Source organism: Mesorhizobium sp. A623 (assembly GCF_054489405.1).
In genome coordinates, this window is sequence record NZ_JBTMXB010000007.1 from 60,351 (window position 1) to 77,184 (window position 16,834).

At 63.3% G+C, this 16,834-nt stretch carries 14 protein-coding genes; 8 read left to right on the forward strand and 6 right to left on the reverse strand.

What is annotated here, in order from left to right:
- The first annotated feature begins 42 nt into the window (after positions 1–42).
- On the forward strand, positions 43–657 hold the full coding sequence (locus tag ACX3P1_RS09370) for a TetR/AcrR family transcriptional regulator (RefSeq protein ID WP_459079299.1): 615 nt from the start codon (positions 43–45) through the stop codon (positions 655–657).
- Between the two features lie 44 nt (positions 658–701).
- On the opposite strand, the gene ACX3P1_RS09375 is transcribed toward ACX3P1_RS09370, so the two are convergent.
- The 5 genes from ACX3P1_RS09375 to ACX3P1_RS09395 all read right to left on the reverse strand — a co-directional run bounded on the left by ACX3P1_RS09375 (position 702) and on the right by ACX3P1_RS09395 (position 5,238).
- Positions 702–2,753: a M3 family metallopeptidase gene (locus ACX3P1_RS09375; protein WP_459079300.1), complete on the reverse strand. Its 2,052-nt coding sequence runs from the start codon at positions 2,751–2,753 to the stop codon at positions 702–704.
- Between the two features lie 71 nt (positions 2,754–2,824).
- On the reverse strand, positions 2,825–3,244 hold the full coding sequence (locus ACX3P1_RS09380; protein ID WP_459079301.1) for a nuclear transport factor 2 family protein: 420 nt from the start codon (positions 3,242–3,244) through the stop codon (positions 2,825–2,827).
- 104 nt (positions 3,245–3,348) lie between these two features.
- Positions 3,349–3,993, reverse strand: a complete 645-nt coding sequence (locus tag ACX3P1_RS09385; protein WP_459079302.1) for a carbonic anhydrase — start codon at positions 3,991–3,993, stop codon at positions 3,349–3,351.
- A gap of 64 nt (positions 3,994–4,057) precedes the next feature.
- On the reverse strand, positions 4,058–4,978 hold the full coding sequence (gene pdxY, locus ACX3P1_RS09390; protein ID WP_459079303.1) for a pyridoxal kinase PdxY: 921 nt from the start codon (positions 4,976–4,978) through the stop codon (positions 4,058–4,060).
- 5 nt (positions 4,979–4,983) lie between these two features.
- Complete coding sequence (locus ACX3P1_RS09395) at positions 4,984–5,238, reverse strand: hypothetical protein (protein WP_459079304.1); 255 nt, start codon at positions 5,236–5,238, stop codon at positions 4,984–4,986.
- A gap of 152 nt (positions 5,239–5,390) precedes the next feature.
- On the opposite strand from ACX3P1_RS09395, the gene ACX3P1_RS09400 reads away from it, so the two are divergent.
- The 3 genes from ACX3P1_RS09400 (at position 5,391) to ACX3P1_RS09410 (ending at position 7,550) form a co-directional block, all read left to right on the forward strand.
- Positions 5,391–6,029 (forward strand): LemA family protein, encoded by a 639-nt coding sequence (locus ACX3P1_RS09400; RefSeq protein WP_459079305.1) that lies wholly within the window; start codon positions 5,391–5,393, stop codon positions 6,027–6,029.
- A gap of 64 nt (positions 6,030–6,093) precedes the next feature.
- Positions 6,094–6,903, forward strand: coding sequence for a TPM domain-containing protein (locus tag ACX3P1_RS09405; protein WP_459079450.1), 810 nt, complete (start codon positions 6,094–6,096; stop codon positions 6,901–6,903).
- Between the two features lie 8 nt (positions 6,904–6,911).
- Entirely contained in the window at positions 6,912–7,550 is a 639-nt protein-coding gene (locus tag ACX3P1_RS09410; protein WP_459079306.1) for a TPM domain-containing protein, read from the forward strand.
- Positions 7,551–7,576: 26 nt separating this feature from the next.
- On the opposite strand, the gene ACX3P1_RS09415 is transcribed toward ACX3P1_RS09410, so the two are convergent.
- Positions 7,577–7,864 carry a hypothetical protein gene (locus tag ACX3P1_RS09415; RefSeq protein ID WP_459079307.1) on the reverse strand — a complete coding sequence of 96 codons (288 nt, stop codon included), beginning with the start codon at positions 7,862–7,864 and terminating at the stop codon, positions 7,577–7,579.
- 210 nt (positions 7,865–8,074) lie between these two features.
- Here ACX3P1_RS09415 and typA point away from each other — a divergent pair, with 210 nt between their 5' ends.
- From typA to ACX3P1_RS09435, 4 genes are all read left to right on the forward strand, one after another.
- The gene (typA, locus tag ACX3P1_RS09420; protein WP_459079308.1) at positions 8,075–9,904 is read left to right on the forward strand and encodes a translational GTPase TypA; all 1,830 of its coding nucleotides are present in this window, start codon (positions 8,075–8,077) and stop codon (positions 9,902–9,904) included.
- Positions 9,905–10,165: 261 nt separating this feature from the next.
- Complete coding sequence (locus tag ACX3P1_RS09425) at positions 10,166–11,077, forward strand: DMT family transporter (RefSeq protein ID WP_459079309.1); 912 nt, start codon at positions 10,166–10,168, stop codon at positions 11,075–11,077.
- A 34-nt stretch (positions 11,078–11,111) separates the two neighbouring features.
- Positions 11,112–11,726 carry a LysE family translocator gene (locus ACX3P1_RS09430; protein ID WP_459079310.1) on the forward strand — a complete coding sequence of 205 codons (615 nt, stop codon included), beginning with the start codon at positions 11,112–11,114 and terminating at the stop codon, positions 11,724–11,726.
- 280 nt (positions 11,727–12,006) lie between these two features.
- On the forward strand, positions 12,007–16,806 hold the full coding sequence (locus ACX3P1_RS09435) for an NAD-glutamate dehydrogenase (protein WP_459079311.1): 4,800 nt from the start codon (positions 12,007–12,009) through the stop codon (positions 16,804–16,806).
- The last annotated feature ends 28 nt before the right edge of the window (positions 16,807–16,834 follow it).

Below are 16,834 nucleotides of genomic sequence, written 5' to 3' on the forward strand. Positions count from 1 at the left end.
ACTATTCGTACCGATCGGTAACATTGTCAAGCGAGCCAGCGAATGTCAGACGCCAATAATATTGATGCAAGGATCAAGGATGGCGATGGCCACGTGCCGCGCGCTGCCGAAAAAATCATGACTGCCGCATCCGACCTGTTCTACCGGCAGGGCATAAGGGCGATCGGCGTCGAGGAAATCGTCAAGACGGCGGGCGTCACCAAGCCCAGCCTCTACCGCAGCTTCGCCTCCAAGGACGAACTCGCCGCTTCGTATCTGAGGCACTACGACGGCGAATTCTGGGCGCGCTTCGACGAGGCGGTGGCAGCCCATCCGGGCGACGCGCGCGCGCAGATCGGCGCCTTTTTTATCCGCATCGGCAAGCGAACACAAAGGTCCGGCTATCGCGGCTGCGGCCTGACCAACGCGGCGGTGGAATATCCCGAACACGACCATCCGGCCCGCGTCGTCAGCGAGGAAAACAAGAAGGAACTGCGCCGCCGCCTGCGCGCCATGGCCCGCGAAATGGGCGCGAAGGATGCCGATACGCTGGGCGACGGCCTGCTGCTTTTGATCGAAGGCGCCTATATCTCCGGCCAGCTTTTCGGAGAGGGCGGGCCGGCCGCATCGGTGGCGAAGAATGCCGACCTGCTGATCGGGGCGAGCCTGGCCGGTTAGGGTTGGGATAGTTCCGGTCGCCGGCCCGCAGAACAAAAGACGCGCTACACCAGCCCGCGCTTGGCCATCATGGCTTCTGGCGACGGCATCTTGCCGCGAAAGGCGGTGTAGAGTTCTTCCGGGTCTTTCGAGCCGCCGGCGGCGTAGATGTTTTTCAGCAAGCGTTCGGCCAGCGCCGGGTTGAAGGGGTCGCCGGTTTCCTCGAAGGCGGAAAAGGCGTCGGCGTCCAGCACTTCCGACCACATGTAGGAATAGTAGCCGGCCGAATAACCGTCGCCGGCGAAGACGTGGCCGAAATGCGGAGTGCGGTGGCGCATGGCGATGGTGTTCGGCATGGCCATTTCCTCCAGCATTTCGGCTTCGAAACGAAGCGGCTCGCCGGGCGCGTCCGCGCGTGCGTGATAGGCCATGTCGACCAGCGCCGAGGCGGTGAATTCGACGGTGGCGAAGCCGGCGCCGAAGGTGCGTGCGGCCAGCATCTTGTCCAGCAGCGCCTTGGGCATCGGCTTGCCGGTCTCGACATGCAGCGCGTGCTTTTCCAGCACGGCCGGAACCGTCAGCCAATGCTCGTAGAGTTGTGACGGCAGTTCAACGAAATCGCGCGACACCGACGTGCCGGCAACCGATGGCCATGTCACGTCGGTCAGCATGCCGTGCAGGGCGTGGCCGAATTCGTGGAACAGCGTCCTGGCTTCGTCCACCGACAGGAGCGCTGCCTCGCCCTTCGGCGGCTTGGCGAAGTTCATGATGTTGTAGATGACCGGCCGCGATCCGTCGCCCAGGCGATAGCCCGATTGCAGCGCGCTCATCCATGCGCCGGAACGTTTTGAGGGTCGCGCGAAATAATCCGCCAGGAATACGCCGCGCTCGGAGCCGTCGGCGTTCTTGACCAGGAACGCCCGCACATCGGGGTGCCAGGCGGCGATGCCGTTTTTCTCCTCGAAGGTGATGCCGAACAGCCTTGTCGCTACGTCGAAACAGGCGGCGATAACCCGGTCGAGGTGGAGATAGGGTTTCAGTTCCGCCTCGTCGAAGGCGAATTTCTCAGTGCGCAGCTTTTCCTGATAGAAGCGCCAGTCCCAGGCCGAAAACGTCTCGTTGCTACCCGCTTCCGCCGCCAGACGCTTAAGCTCCTGCTGGTCGGCGGCGGCTTTTTCCAGTGCCTTTTTCCAGACGGGATCGAGCAGCGCATGCACGGCCTTCGGCGTCTTGGCCATGGTGTCGTCCAGCTTCAGCGCCGCGTAAGAAGCATAGCCGAGCAGCTTCGCCTTTTCGGCGCGCAGGCGCAAAAGATCGCGCACGACATTGGTGTTGTCGCTGGCGCCGCCGTTCTGGCCGCGCATGGTGAAGGCGCGCCACGCGGTCTCGCGCAGGTCGCGGCGCTCGGAAAAAGTCGAGAAAGGCTCGTAGAGCGAGCGCGACAAAGTCAGCGCGTAGCGACCCTTGCGGCCACGCATCTCGGCGGCTTCGGCCATGGACGCTTTCAGGAAATCGGGCAGGCCGGTAAGGTCGGCTTCGTCGAGGAACAGCACCCACTCGCTCTCGTCGGCCAGCACGTTCTGGCCGAATTTGGTGCCCAGCGACGACAGTTCCTCGTTGATCGCAGCCAGCCGCGCCTTGCCTGCCTCATCGAGTTTCGCGCCGGATCGGACAAAGCTTTTCCAAGTCTTTTCCAGCACGCGCAGCGTCTCGGAATCGAGATTGAGGGTCGCGCGGCGCTGGTAGAGATCATCCAGGCGCGCAAACAGTTTTGCGTTCATCGAGATGGCCGAGAAATGCCGCGACATCTTGGGCGAGATTTCGCGCTCCAGCGCCTGGATCTCGGGATTGGTATGGGCGCCGGCACGGCACCAGAAGATCGAGGAGACGCGGTCGAGACTATTACCCGCCAGTTCCAGCGCGGCCAGCGTGTTGGCGATGGTGGCGGCTTGCGTACTGCTGGCAAGCGTGTCGATCTCGGCTTCATGCGCCTTCAGCGCCGCATCGAAAACGGCCACGAAATCGCCGTCGCCGATGCGCGAGAAATCGGGCAGGCCGAGCGGCCCGTTCCATGCGGTCAGCGGATGCGTGGCAAGGTCGATGGCATTATCGGGCATGAAGGGTTTCTCGTTGGTTGAGTGTCGGCGGGTCGCCTCGATGTAAGACGCCGGCTTGCGACCTGCAACCGCTAGAACGCGTCGCAGTTTTCCGCGACGATTGCCTGCGAACTGGCGGTAATGCGCTCGCCGGTCACGGCAAAGGTTTCCTGCGTCAGGAGATCGTTGTTCGGGAATTCGTAGCAGACGATGACCGTGGATACGCCGTCTTCGCTCTTTTCAAGGCGGTGCCGGATCGTCGCGCCCTTCGCGGATGCCTGCCATTCGTCCATCGAGGCGATGAATTCCTGCTTGTCCTGTTCGATGTTGAGATCGGTCAGCTTGATGCGCGCATCGGCCGAAAGCAGGTCGGACAGGCCGGCACGGTCGGCGATAAGCAGCGCCTTGTACCAACGCTCGATCACCGCCGCTTCGTCGGCAAAGGAAGGGAACGCAACCCCCAAACTCAGGAGAAGGGTGGTGCTCACTATTGAAAGGCAACGCAGTTTCATGGCGGCGCTCCCTTGAGCATCGATCCGAAAAGCGCAATCCGAATTTCGGGTCGTTTCGATGCTCGATCAAACGGTAGAGCGCCTTTGTGCGCTCCAATGGACGATCAATCCAGTGTGGGCCGCTCGAAATCGCCGGTATCCTGGTTCATCGCCCATAGTTCGCCGGCCGAAATGTCGAACCATGCGCCATAAAGCCCAAGCTCGCCCTGTTCCTCCCGTTCCTTGATCTGCGGGAAGGTTCGCAGATTGTTCAGCGAATAGCGCACGGAGATGCGCTCCAGCGCCGTTTCACGCTCGGTCGGCGTCATCACCGTCGTGGAGGCCACGGCCTCGGCCGCCGGATGGATCAGGCTCATCCATTTGCCGATGAAGTCGCCCGGCTTCAACGGCTTGCCGCCCTGCGCCAGCGCCGCGCGGATACCGCCGCAGCGGCCATGGCCCATGATGACGATGTTCTTGACCTTCAGGATGTCCACGGCGAATTCCAGCGCCGCCGAGGTCGAGTGGAATTCGTCATCGGGTTCGAAAGGCGGGATCAGGTTGCCGACATTGCGCAGCACGAACAGTTCGCCCGGCCCCGCATCGAAGATCGTCTCGGGCGCGGAACGCGAATCGCTGCATGCGACAAGCATCGTTTCGGGAGATTGCCCTTCGCGGGCAAGTGAGACGTAGCGACCGCTCTCGGCCGAATAGCGGCCCTTCATGAAGTTGCGGTAGCCGGCGAGGAGGTGTTCTGGAAGATGAGCCATTGCGGAGGCAATTAAAGGAAAAGCCGGGGCTTGTTCAATGAAAATCGTACGGCCTGCGCCATTATCATGCCGGGCGCTTCCGTCCCGGATGCTGGAGATGGCGCATCTGTACCATGGCCATCGGGTGCGCCAGGCTTTGCGCATCGGTTTCAAGCTGCAACTCATCGCCGCCGCGCCGGGCGGTGCTGGCCAGAATTTCGTACACGGCCGCGGTGGTCGACTGCAGCGCCTTTGCCGGACTTTGGCCTGAAAGTATCCGCGCCAGATAGACCGCGGCCGTCAGGTCCCCAAGCCCGTTCGGCGGCCTGTCGATGATGCGATGCTCGGCCATCACCGCCTGATTTGCGTCGACGAGAAGGTTGGCGATGCTGTCGGTCATCATCGCCGGGGCCGAGGTGACCAGCATGGTCGCGGGAGGGGCGGCAAGTGCCGCTGCCATCACGGCCTTGCTGTCTGGCAGCTTCGCGCCGGTCAGCCATTCGAGTTCGAAGCGGTTCGGCGTCGCGATGTCGGCGATCGGGATCAAGGTATCGCGCATGGCGGTTGCCGTCGCTTCCGGCACGTAGAGGCCGCCGGAATCGCCGATCACCGGATCGCATATGTAGAGCGCTTCCGGACGCCGGGCCTTGACCACGCGGACCAGCGAAGCGACCGCTTGCGCCTGGGCGGCGTCACCGAGATAGCCCGAGAGCACAGCACCGACCTCGCCCAGCCAGGGCGCGCGCTCGAGATCGGACATCAGGGCCGCGAATTGGTCCGGTGGCGCAACGATCCGCGTCGCCCGCCCATGGCCGGGATGCCAGGGCAAGGTGACGGTCGGCACCGCCCATACGGGAAAGCCCAGCGTTTCCAACGCGAAGACGGCAGCGCGGTTTCCCACCGAGCCGCGAACGACATGGCTGGAAATGACGATTACCGCCTTGGGGATCGCCTTGGAGCCAGCCCGCGGAGCAGCACCCGGCGTGACAATTGGTATGCCGCTCATGCCCGTCAGTTGCCCCGCATGATGAATAGGACGAGCCAGATCATCAGCGCGACCGCGAAGGCGAGGCCAAGCAATCGGCCAATGCGTGTTCCCCAATATTCGATCGGGTCCGAACGGTCGGCATCCCTGGCCGAAACGCTGTCGATGGCGTCCTTGGCGGCGCGCGCCACGAACGAAGCGCCGCCCGGCTCGGTCTCGCCGGCCATTCTTTTCAGGATGCGGCGCGACTCGGCGCTGTCGTCATTGCGGTGTTTCGGCATGATGGTACCTTGTTGCCTGCCCAATCTATCGCGTTCACGCCTGCGGTTACAGGGCCTCGGCGCTCTTCGCGCTAGGTCAGCAGAAGGCACGGTTTCCTTGGCCCGAGATTGTGCTAGAGATTGGCTCTCCTCTCCTGATTCAGGGATTTTTCATGCCTGCTGCCCAGTTCGCCCAATCCCGCACTTATCGCCTCCTGCCGGCCTTCCTCATGATGGCGTTCATGCTGCCGCTGCTTGCCGGCTGCGGCTTCAACACCATTCCGACGGCGGAAGAGAACGCCAAGGCCGCCTGGAGCCAGGTTTTGAACCAGTACCAGCGCCGCGCCGATCTCATTCCCAATCTGGTCGAGACGGTGAAGGGCTACGCCAGCCACGAAAAGGACACGCTGCAGGCGGTGGTCGAGGCGCGCGCCAAGGCGACGCAGATCACGGTGACGCCCGAAACACTCAAGGACCCGGAAGCCTTCAAGAAGTTCCAGGAGAGCCAATCGGGTCTGACCAGCGCGCTTTCGAAGCTTCTGGCCGTGGTGGAAAATTATCCGGATCTCAAGGCGAACCAGAATTTCCTGGCGTTGCAGGCGCAGTTGGAAGGCACCGAAAACCGCATCGCGGTGGCGAGGCGCGACTATATCCAGGCGGTCAGGGACTACAATCTGACGCTGCGGACGTTCCCCTCGCTGCTGTGGGCGAAGTTCTGGTTCACCTCGAACGAGCCGTTCCAGAACTTTACCGTCGCCGAAGACAAGCTTGAAGCGCCGAAGGTCGATTTCGGGACAAAGCAGGGCGGGTGATTCCAGCCTGAACGGTTCGACCTTGAATTCCTTCGCGCCCAGACGAGGTATCGACAAAACAAGGCTGCTCGCCTTGCTTGCGTTCCTTTTGTTCCTCCCCCTTCACGCTTTCGCGGCCGACCTGCCGGCGCTGACGGGCCGGGTCGTCGACGATGCCGGCATTATCGATGCGGCAAGCGAAGTGCTGCTTACCCAGAAGCTGGCCGATTTCGAGAAGAAGGGCTCCGACCAGATCGTCGTCGCCACCGTCCCCACACTCGATGGCGAGGATATCGAATCCTATGCCAACAGGCTGTTCCGGTTCTGGAAGCTTGGCCAGGCGGGCGAGAACAACGGCGTTTTGCTGTTGGTCGCCCAGAACGACCGGAAGATGCGCATCGAGGTCGGCTACGGCCTCGAAGGAACGCTGACGGACCTGCACACCAGGCTCATCATCGAAAACGACATGGTGCCGGCCTTCCGAGCCGGCGACTATTCCGGCGGCATCGAGAAGGCCGTCGACGACATGATCATGGTGCTGGACGGCAATCCGGAAGAACTGGAAGCGCGCGGCGAGCGCAACCAGACGAGCGCCGGCGACATCGAGGACTGGCTGCCCGTCCTGTTCATCATCGTTTGGGCAACCCTGTTCTTCGGCGGCTTCGCCATGGCCATCCTGCCGCCGATCTTCGGCCAAAAGATCGGGCCAAACCGCTACCGTTGGCTCGGCATGACCTTCAACACCGCGCGCTCCTCCGGTAGCTCGGGCGGTAGCGGATGGTCGTCCGGCGGCGGTGGCTGGTCGTCCGGTGGCGGCGGCTTTTCGGGGGGGGGAGGCGGTTTTTCAGGTGGCGGCGGTTCGTCCGGCGGCGGCGGCTCGTCGGGAAGCTGGTGAGGCAGATCATGGCAAGGCACAGCATCTCACCCGAAGACCACGCCCGCGTGAGCGCGGCCATCAAGGCAGCCGAGGGCAAGACCGACGGCGAAATCTACTGCGTCGTGGCGCATGCCAGCGATAACTATTTCTTTCCCGCCGCCTTTGTCTCGATGGTGGGCATCCTGCTGGCCAGCCTGGCGCTGGCCTTTGCGCTGGAAGCCTGGTGGCTGTCGATCCGCCTGCCTTATTTCGCCGCCGCCCAGCTTCTGGCGGTTGCGGCCGCACTTTTGCTGCTATGGGCCGCGCCGTGGCTGCGCATCCGTCTGGTGCCGCACCGCTTGCGTTTCCAGGCCGCGCACGCCAACGCCTCGCGGCAGTTCCTTGCCCACAATGTGCATCTGACGTCGGCGCGGACCGGTGTGTTGATTTTCGTCTCGCTGGCCGAGCGCTATGCCGAAGTGGTCGCCGATAGCGGCATCGACAGCCATGTCGAGCAGCGTGTCTGGGACGATGTCGTGGACGCCTTGACGGTAAATGCCGGCGATGGACGCCTTGTCGACGGCTTTATCGAAGCGATCGACACGGTGGGCGCGATCCTTGCCGAGCATTTCCCGGCTTCGCCGGACGATGTGGATGAGCTGGATAACCGGCTGGTCGAGATATGACGCTGCGCGGCGGCGACCGGTAAAAGTCAGTCCGGGTAGCAGCTTGCCGGAATATGCGGCCAGACCGCCTTGTCGCAACCGGCGTCGGCCTGTTGCAGGCGGAAAGCGGCGCTGACCGGCCCGGTCACCACCGGATCGACGCCGTCCGGTGCGTCGGCAAACATCTGCTGCGCTTCCGACAGCGCCGGCCCCTGGTTCGAGAACGGCACGACCCGCGTTGCCGCCGACGGCGCGCCGCCCGTTGCCAGCACCACGGCGAGCGCGACACCGGCAAGCGACAGGAACAGGCGGGACTTGGCGGCGGTGTGGATCATTCAGGCGAACTCGCTGCGGCGGCTTGCGTTCCGCTTTGGTTAACGAAATCATTTCATCCCAAGACCCTTAATATTTGGTGACGATTCATTTGAGCGCGCTTCCCCTTTCGCATTTGCGAAAAAACCTGTAAGAGCCGGCCAACCGAAAAAGGCAGCGTCCCGACCCTGATCGTGGGGGCTTGCTGCCCATAACATTCCCGAGACCTGAACATGAACCTCCGCAACATCGCGATTATCGCGCACGTCGACCATGGCAAGACCACGCTGGTCGACGAACTCTTGAAGCAAGCCGGCTCCTTCCGGGAAAACCAGCGCGTCACAGAGCGCGCCATGGATTCCGGCGATATCGAAAAAGAGCGCGGCATCACCATTCTGGCCAAGGCGACTTCGGTCGACTGGCACGGCACCCGCGTCAACATCGTCGACACGCCGGGCCACGCCGACTTCGGCGGCGAGGTCGAGCGCATCCTTTCCATGGTGGATTCGGCCATTGTGCTGGTCGATGCCGCCGAAGGCCCAATGCCGCAGACCAAGTTCGTGGTCGGCAAGGCGCTCAAGGTCGGCCTCAAGCCGATCGTTTTCATCAACAAGATCGACCGGCCGGACGCGCGCCATGTTGAAGTCGTCAACGAGGTGTTCGACCTGTTTGCAGCCCTCGACGCCACCGACGAGCAGTTGGACTTCCCGATCCTCTACGGTTCGGGGCGCGATGGCTGGGCCTCTGAGAACCCGGATGGCCCCAAGGACCGGCGGCTCGATCCCCTGTTCGAACTTATTTTGAAGCATGTCCCCGAGCCGGTCGTTCATCCCGGCCCGTTCCGGATGATCGGCACGCTTTTGGAAGCCAACCCGTTCCTCGGCCGCATCATTACCGGCCGCATCGAGTCCGGCACGCTGAAGTCGAACCAGCCGGTCAAGGTGCTGAACAATGACGGCGTGGTCGTCGAGACCGGCCGCGTCTCCAAGATCCTCGCGTTCCGCGGCCTCGAGCGCCAGCCGATCGACGAAGCGCAAGCGGGCGATATCGTCGCCATCGCCGGCCTGTCGAAAGGCACCGTCGCCGACACGTTCTGCGATCCGGCCGTGACCGAACCGCTGCACGCGCAGCCGATTGATCCCCCGACCGTGACCATGTCCTTCATCGTCAACGACAGCCCGCTGGCCGGCACCGAGGGCGACAAGGTCACCAGCCGCGTCATCCGCGACCGCCTGTACAAGGAAGCCGAGGGCAACGTCGCGCTGAAGATCGAGGAATCGACCGAGAAGGATTCGTTCTACGTGTCGGGCCGCGGCGAATTGCAGCTTGCCGTGCTGATCGAGACCATGCGCCGCGAAGGCTTCGAACTCGCCGTGTCGCGCCCGCGCGTCGTCATGCAGAAAGACGAGAACGGCGACCTGCTCGAGCCGATCGAGGAAGTCGTGATCGACGTCGATGAGGAACACGCCGGCATCGTTGTGCAGAAGATGTCGGAGCGCAAGGCCGAGATGATCGAACTGCGCCCCTCCGGCGGCGATCGCCAGCGTATCGTCTTCCATGCGCCGACGCGCGGCCTGATCGGCTACCAGTCGGAGCTGTTGACCGACACGCGCGGCACCGCCGTGATGAACCGGCTGTTCCACTCCTATCAGCCCTACAAGGGCGAGATGGCCGGCCGCTCGAACGGCGTCCTGATCTCCAATGAACAGGGCGAAGCGGTGGCGTTTGCCATGTGGAACCTTGAGGATCGCGGCCCGATGGTCATCGATCCGGGCGTCAAGGTCTATCAGGGCATGATCATCGGCATCCATTCCCGCGACAACGATCTCGAAGTGAACGTGCTCAAGGGCAAGAAGCTGACCAACATCCGTTCGGTCAACAAGGACGAGGCGGTCAAGCTGACCCCGCCGATCCGCATGACGCTGGAACGCGCGCTGGCCTGGATCCAGGACGATGAGCTGGTCGAGGTGACGCCCAAGACCATCCGCCTCAGGAAGCTCTATCTCGACCCGAACGAGCGCAAGCGTTTCGAAAAGTCGGCCAAGGTAGCGGGCGCGGCCTAACTCTCGCTCACGGGCCGTACCGCCGCCTTTGGCGGCTGGCCCTCCGCGGGGGCGCGCCATCGGGCGCGACGCCCGGTCGGGCTTGCAGCCTGCGGCTGTTTCCTAAGCCGTTGGCTGCATCGTGTCTTCAGCCAATGCATGAGCCACCGGCAATATCCCATCTACCAAGGGCGCGGTCTGGACCTTGAGATAGGGTCCGGCTGCGCCCTTGGCGTGTCCATGGTTCCAGTCTAGCGGCTACCAGTGCATCTGGATTGAAACATGCCTGACCTCAAGAACGCGACATCCCCCCTGCTGGCCGTTCTTGTCTGTACGTTGGGCATATTCCTGCTTTCGGCGATGGACGCGGCGGTGAAGGGGCTCGTCCTTGTGCTCGGCGCCTATAACGTGCTGCTGTGGCGCAGCGTTTTTGCGACTTTCGTGGCGGGAGCGAGTTGGGCTGCCACGGCCAGCCAGCCTCCCAGGGCGCATGTGCTGCGGCTTCATGTCTTGCGCGGCGTGATTGTCACCTTCGTCGCCTTGACCTTCTTTTTCGGCTTGGGCCGCCTGCCGCTGGCCGAGGCGATCGCGCTCTCCTTCATCGCGCCGCTGCTAGCACTGTTCCTTGCCGCCATGCTGTTGGGGGAGAAGATCGGTCGTTTCGCGGTATGGGGTTCCGTCGTTGGCATGGCGGGCGTGATCGTCATCATGCTTGGCAAGTTCAACGGTGCCGATCACTCCCCGGACGCCACCCTGGGAATGGCCGCCATCCTCGCCTCGGCGGCGCTCTACGCCTACAATTTGATCCTGGCGCGCCGACAGGCGCTGATGGCGAAGCCGCTCGAGATCGTGTTCTTCCAGAACCTCATCGTCGGCATCACGCTGGGCCTTGCCGCGCCATGGCTGGGCGTTGCACTGCCGCAGGAACTATGGCTGCCTCTGGCAGGCGTAACGGCGCTGGCGCTCAGTGGGCATTTTATGATGAGCTGGTCCTATGCCCGCGCCGAAGCGCAATATCTTATCCCGACCGAGTACTCGGCTTTCGTCTGGGCTATTCTACTCGGATGGGTGTTCTTCCACGAAGCCGTCGGCTGGTCGACAATGGCGGGTGCTGGCCTTATTATTGCTGGCTGCCTGGTCGCATCCCGGTCAAAACCCCGGCTGGCTCAGCCAATCGAAGTCGCTGCGGTATAAAGCGCGGCGCTCGCCATCGAGAAGGAAAGTCGCCGTGACATTCACTTCGCTGCTCATCTTCGCCGCCGCCCTTTTCGTTGCCGCCGGTTCGCCCGGCCCTTCGATTGCGGCGCTGGTCGCCCGCGTCATCTCCAAGGGTTTTAGAGACGTGTTTCCCTTCCTTGCCGCCATGTGGATCGGCGAGGGCATCTGGCTATCCTTCGCGGTCTTCGGGCTGGCGGTGGTGGCGCAGACTTTTCATCTCGCCTTCGTCATCGTGAAATGGCTTGGCGTCGCCTATCTTGCTTACCTCGCCTGGAAAATGTGGACCGCGCCTGTCGAGGCACGCGAGGGCGAGATGCCGCGCGAGGATTCGCCGACAAAACTGTTCTTCGCCGGCATGGCGGTTACGCTCGGCAATCCCAAGATCATGATGTTCTATCTGGCGCTGCTGCCGACGATCATCGATCTTGCCTCGGTCACCGTCGCCGGCTGGATCGAACTGACGCTGACCATGGCCGTCGTGCTGGTCTCGGTCGACCTGATCTGGGCGCTTGCCGCGTCGCAGGCGCGTAAACTCCTGAAAAGCCCGCGCGCCATGAAGATCGCCAACCGCCTCAGCGCAACGACGATGGCGGGAGCGGCCGCGGCGATCGCAACGCGGTCGTGATACCGTTCGGCGCAACCGGCTATCTGGCGCTGGACCGGTTCATCTCCGTGTAAGGTCCCGTCTTCATTTTCTCTTTCCGGCATCAGAAAGAAGCCGGTTACTGATTTGCCACGCACCACGTCCAGCCCGAGGCCACGCTTGTCCCTGCATTCGGCGCTCTGACCGGCATCCGAAAGCTAATCGTTATTTATCTTTGGCGGGCGTCAAACCCTTGTCGCCAAACACGGATCATCTGGTTACGATAGGTTAAAGCCTGGGCCAGGAGGGAGAATTCAGCGTTATGGCAAACCCGAAAACTGCGCGTAAACCGAAAAGCGCTCCAGGAGCGAAAGCAGAAACGGGAAAGCCCGGAGAAAAGCCCGCCGTGTTCGCTGACTACCTGCTGTCGCGCGCGCCCGCCGAAGATGTCGCCAGCTACGATGAAGCCGAGTTGCAGCGCGCCGCCGCCCTGGCCCGCAACGCGGTTGCCCGCCACAGGAACGGAGAAAGCGTCGTCGCCATCGATGCCGAGTCCGGCGTTGTCCGCGACGGCCGTCCGGTAACCGTCATTACCGTCGTCAACGACAATATGCCTTTCCTGTTCGATTCGATCCTGGGCGAGATTACCGAAGAGTTCAGCGAGCCTTACCTCGTCACGCACCCGGTCATCGTGGTCAAGCACGGCAAAAACGGCGTGGCCGAAATTCTCGGCGATGGCGGTTTTGCCAAAGGCGATCCGGCGTATGACCGCCTGAGCGTCGTTCACGTCCATGTCGGCAGGCTGACCGCAGAACAGGCACAGGCCTTGGCGGGACGGCTCGAAAAGGTGGTGAGGCAGGTCCGCGCCTGCGTTGTCGACTGGAAGCCGATGCTGGCCCGGCTCGACCAGGCGATCTCCGAGTTCCGCTATGCGCCGGTGCCGCTCGACAAGAACCACGTTACCGAGGCGATCGCCTTCCTCGAATGGCTGCGCGACGACAATTTCACCTTCCTGGGAATGCGCGAATACAAATATAGTGGCGGCGAGAAGAGCGGCACGCTGGACCGCGAAGAGGGCGAGGGGCTGGGCATCTTGACCGACCCCGACGTGCTGGTGCTGCGCCGCGGCACCGAGGCGGTTACGACGACGCCCGAAATCCGCGCCTTCCTGCACGGTCCAGAACCGCTGATCGTCACCAAGGCGAACGCCAAGTCAGTCGTTCACCGCCGCATCTATCTCGACTATGTCGGCGTCAAGACATACACCGCCAAGGGCGTGCTGTCGGGCGAATTGCGTATCGTCGGCCTGTTCACCTCGACGGCCTATACGCGCTCGGTGATGAAAATCCCCTATCTGCGGTCGAAGGCGCAAAGCGTCATCGCCAAGGCGGGCTTCGACGCGGGCGACCATTCCGGCAAGGCGCTGATCAACGTGCTGGAAAGCTATCCGCGCGACGAATTGTTCCAGATTCCGGTGCCGACGCTGCGCAAGCATGCCGAGGCGATCCTTGGCCTGATCGACCGGCCGCGCGTGCGGGCGTTGGTGCGCATCGACCAGTTCGACCGCTTCGTCTCGATCCTCGTCTTCGTGCCGCGCGACCGCTACGACAGCGTCGCGCGCGAAAAGATCGGCGCCTATCTGAAGACGATTTATCAGGGGCGCTTGTCGGCCTACTATCCGGCCTTTCCCGAAGGCGGGCTGGCGCGCATCCATTTCGTTATCGGGCGCTCCGGGGGCAAGACGCCGAAAATCGAGCAGGCGGCCATCGAGGCGGCGATCCGCGATATGGTGCGAACCTGGGAGGACGCGCTGGCCGAGGCCGCCGAGGCGGCGGGCAGCGGCACGAGCCTCAACGCCATCGCCGCGCGCTTCCCCGAAAGCTACCGCGACAGCTTCACTGCCGCCGTCGCCCTTGCCGATGCCGAACGCATCTCCAAGATCACCGCCGGCAATCCCATCGACATTGATTATTATCGCGATCCCGGCCAGGCCGCGACGCAGGCTTCGCTGAAGATTTACCATCACGGCGCGCCGGTGGCGCTGTCGCGGCGCGTTCCCATCCTGGAAAATATCGGCTTCCGGGTCATCAGCGAGCGCACGTTCGAGATCGGCCGGGACACGGCCGACGTGGTGTTCATCCACGACATGGAACTGGAAAGCACCAACGGCAAGCCGATAGAACTCGGCGACGGCGGCGCGTTGTTCGCGGACGCTTTTCTGGCCGTCTGGAACGGCGATGTCGACAATGACGGCTATAACGGGCTTGCCCAGACCGCCGGCCTGTGGTCGGGCGAGATTACCGTGCTGCGCGCTTATGGGCGCTATTTGCAGCAGGCCGGTATTCCGCAGAGCCAGGATTTCATCGCCGCCGCGCTCAACCGCTATCCCGACATCGCGCGCGGGCTTCACGCCTTGTTCGTCGCCCTGCTCGGGCCGGATGCCGCAGGCGAGGGCGTCGTCACCGCCAAGCACCTCAAGGCCAAGATCAAGGATGCGCTGGAGGACGTCCCTAATATCGACGACGATACCATCATCCGCCGCTACCTCAATTTGATCGAGGCTTCGCTGAGGACCAACCATTTCGTGGCGGGCAAGGCGGAAAAAGGCCAGTCGCTGGCGATCAAGCTCGATTCGCGCACTATCGATGGCCTGCCCGAACCGAAGCCATGGCGCGAGATCCTCGTCTACGGTTCAGAAGTCGAGGGTGTCCACCTGCGTTTCGGTCCGGTCGCGCGCGGCGGCCTGCGCTGGTCTGACCGCGCCCAGGACTACCGCACGGAAGTTCTAGGCCTGGTCAAGGCCCAGCAGGTGAAGAACGCCGTGATCGTGCCGGTCGGCGCCAAGGGCGGTTTCTTTCCCAAGCGCTTGCCCATGGGCGGCAGCCGCGAGGCGATTTTCGAGGCCGGCAAGGCGGCCTACCGGAATTTCATCTCCAGCCTGTTGTCGATCACCGACAATATCGACATCGATCATGTCGTGCCGCCCGCCGGCGTGACGCGCCGCGATTTTGACGATCCCTATTTCGTCGTCGCCGCCGACAAGGGCACGGCAACGTTTTCCGACACCGCCAACGCCATCAGCCAGGCGCACGATTTCTGGTTGGACGACGCCTTCGCCTCCGGCGGTTCGGCAGGCTACGACCACAAGAAGATGGGCATCACCGCCAAAGGCGCATGGGAGGCGGTTAAACGGCATTTCCGCGAGATGAACCGCGACATCCAGACCACGCCCTTCACCATGGTCGGCGTCGGCGACATGTCGGGCGACGTGTTCGGCAACGGTGCGCTGCGGTCCGAGCAGACACGGCTTATCGCCGCCTTCGACCATCGCGACATCTTCATCGATCCCGACCCAGACATGGCGGCCTCTTTCGCCGAGCGCCAGCGGCTGTTCGACCTGCCGCGCTCGAGTTGGCAGGACTACGACAAGTCTAAACTGTCGAAGGACGGCGTCATCGTCTCGCGCAGTCAGAAGACGGTAACGCTTCCGGCCGCCGCTGCCGCCGCGATCGGCTTGGCAAAGACCGTGGCGACGCCGAGCGAAATCATGCGGGCTATTCTTGCCGCGCCCGTCGACCTGTTGTGGTTCGGAGGCATCGGCACCTATCTGCGCGGCTCCGGGGAGACCAACCAGGAAGTCGGCGACCGCGCCAACGACGCGATCCGACTGACCGCTTCGGATGTGCGCGCCAAGGTTATCGGCGAGGGCGCCAATCTCGGCGTCACCCAGCGCGCGCGCATCGAATTCGGCCTGAAGGGCGGGCAGTGCAATTCGGACGCCATCGACAATTCCGGCGGCGTCAATTGCTCCGACGTCGAGGTCAACATCAAGATCGCGCTGGCGTCGGCCATGCGCAAGGGCGAGTTGGCGCGGCCCGCGCGCAACAAGCTGCTGGCCGAAATGACCAACGAAGTCGGGCAGTTGGTGCTTGCCAACAACACCCAGCAGACGCTGGCGCTTTCGTTGGCTCGCAAGCGTGGATTGACCGATATCGCCCATCAGGGTCGGTTCATGGAAGCGTTGGAAGCGCGCGGCCTGCTCAACCGGGCAGTCGAGACCCTGCCTTCTCCTGCAGCGTTGGCTGAGCGCGAAGCGCGCGGCGAGCCGCTGACAAGGGCGGAACTCGGCGTGCTTCTGGCCTATGCCAAGATCGTGTTGTTTTCCGACATCGTCGCTTCGGACGTTCCCGACGAGCCGCATTTCGACCGCGACCTGATGGGGTACTTCCCCGAGCGCATGGCCCGGAAATACGCCACGGAGATCCACGGCCATCGTCTGCGCCGCGAAATCATCGCCCGCGTCGTCGCAAACGACCTGATCAATCGCGGCGGTCCGTCCTTCGTCAACCGCCTGCAGGAGTCTACCGGGCGAAGCGCCGCCGATGTCGTGCGCACGTTCGCCGCCGTCCGCGACGGCTTCGGCCTGCCGGCGCTCTACCGCGAGATCGATGCGCTTGACAACAAGATCGACGGCCAGGTGCAACTCGATCTCTACCAGTCGGTAAGCCGGCTGATTTTCATGACGAGCGGCTGGTATCTGAAAAACGATACCGCCGCCGCGCCGCTCGACAAGCGCATCGCCGATCTGGTCGAAGTCCGCAAGGCGCTCGAGCCCAAGCTGCTGGCGTTGTTGCCCGCCTATTCGCGCCAGCGGGTGGAACAGCGCAGGCAGGACCTGTTGACGGGTGGCGCGCAAGAGAAACTGGCCGAGCGCCTCGCCTTGAACGATATCTCCGAACTGATCCCGGATATCGCGCTGACCGCAAGGATAGCCAAGGCGGATATCGTTGCCGCCGCCAGGGCGTTCTTCGCGGTCAGCGAGGCTTTCCGCATACCCCGCATCGAGGATGCCGTGCACTCGATCACGCCGTCGGACTATTACGATCAGCTTGCCCTGTCGCGGGCGAGCGACACGATCGGCGCGGCGCGGCGCGGCATCGCGGTTGCGGCATTGACCTCCCACGCAGGCGCTGCCGACCCGGTCGCGGCATGGCTGGAGGCGGGCGGCGGCAACATTGCGCGGGTACGCGAGCGCCTGCAGGCGCTGACCGAAGGCGGCGAACTGACCGTTTCGCGGCTGTCGGTTGCCGCCGGCCTGATGAGCGACTTGACGGGGATGTAAGCGGGTTCGTCGCGGGCCGAGGGCTGAA

Coding starts and splice junctions, on each gene's coding strand:
- ACX3P1_RS09385 (WP_459079302.1), bottom strand. CDS start 3,993: ATGGCTCATCTTCCAGAACACCTCCTCGCCGGCTACCGCAACTTCATG.
- ACX3P1_RS09415 (WP_459079307.1), bottom strand. CDS start 7,864: ATGATCCACACCGCCGCCAAGTCCCGCCTGTTCCTGTCGCTTGCCGGT.
- ACX3P1_RS09380 (WP_459079301.1), bottom strand. CDS start 3,244: ATGAAACTGCGTTGCCTTTCAATAGTGAGCACCACCCTTCTCCTGAGT.
- pdxY (WP_459079303.1), bottom strand. CDS start 4,978: ATGAGCGGCATACCAATTGTCACGCCGGGTGCTGCTCCGCGGGCTGGC.
- ACX3P1_RS09410 (WP_459079306.1), top strand. CDS start 6,912: ATGGCAAGGCACAGCATCTCACCCGAAGACCACGCCCGCGTGAGCGCG.
- ACX3P1_RS09370 (WP_459079299.1), top strand. CDS start 43: ATGTCAGACGCCAATAATATTGATGCAAGGATCAAGGATGGCGATGGC.
- typA (WP_459079308.1), top strand. CDS start 8,075: ATGAACCTCCGCAACATCGCGATTATCGCGCACGTCGACCATGGCAAG.
- ACX3P1_RS09395 (WP_459079304.1), bottom strand. CDS start 5,238: ATGCCGAAACACCGCAATGACGACAGCGCCGAGTCGCGCCGCATCCTG.
- ACX3P1_RS09400 (WP_459079305.1), top strand. CDS start 5,391: ATGCCTGCTGCCCAGTTCGCCCAATCCCGCACTTATCGCCTCCTGCCG.
- ACX3P1_RS09375 (WP_459079300.1), bottom strand. CDS start 2,753: ATGCCCGATAATGCCATCGACCTTGCCACGCATCCGCTGACCGCATGG.
- ACX3P1_RS09425 (WP_459079309.1), top strand. CDS start 10,166: ATGCCTGACCTCAAGAACGCGACATCCCCCCTGCTGGCCGTTCTTGTC.
- ACX3P1_RS09435 (WP_459079311.1), top strand. CDS start 12,007: ATGGCAAACCCGAAAACTGCGCGTAAACCGAAAAGCGCTCCAGGAGCG.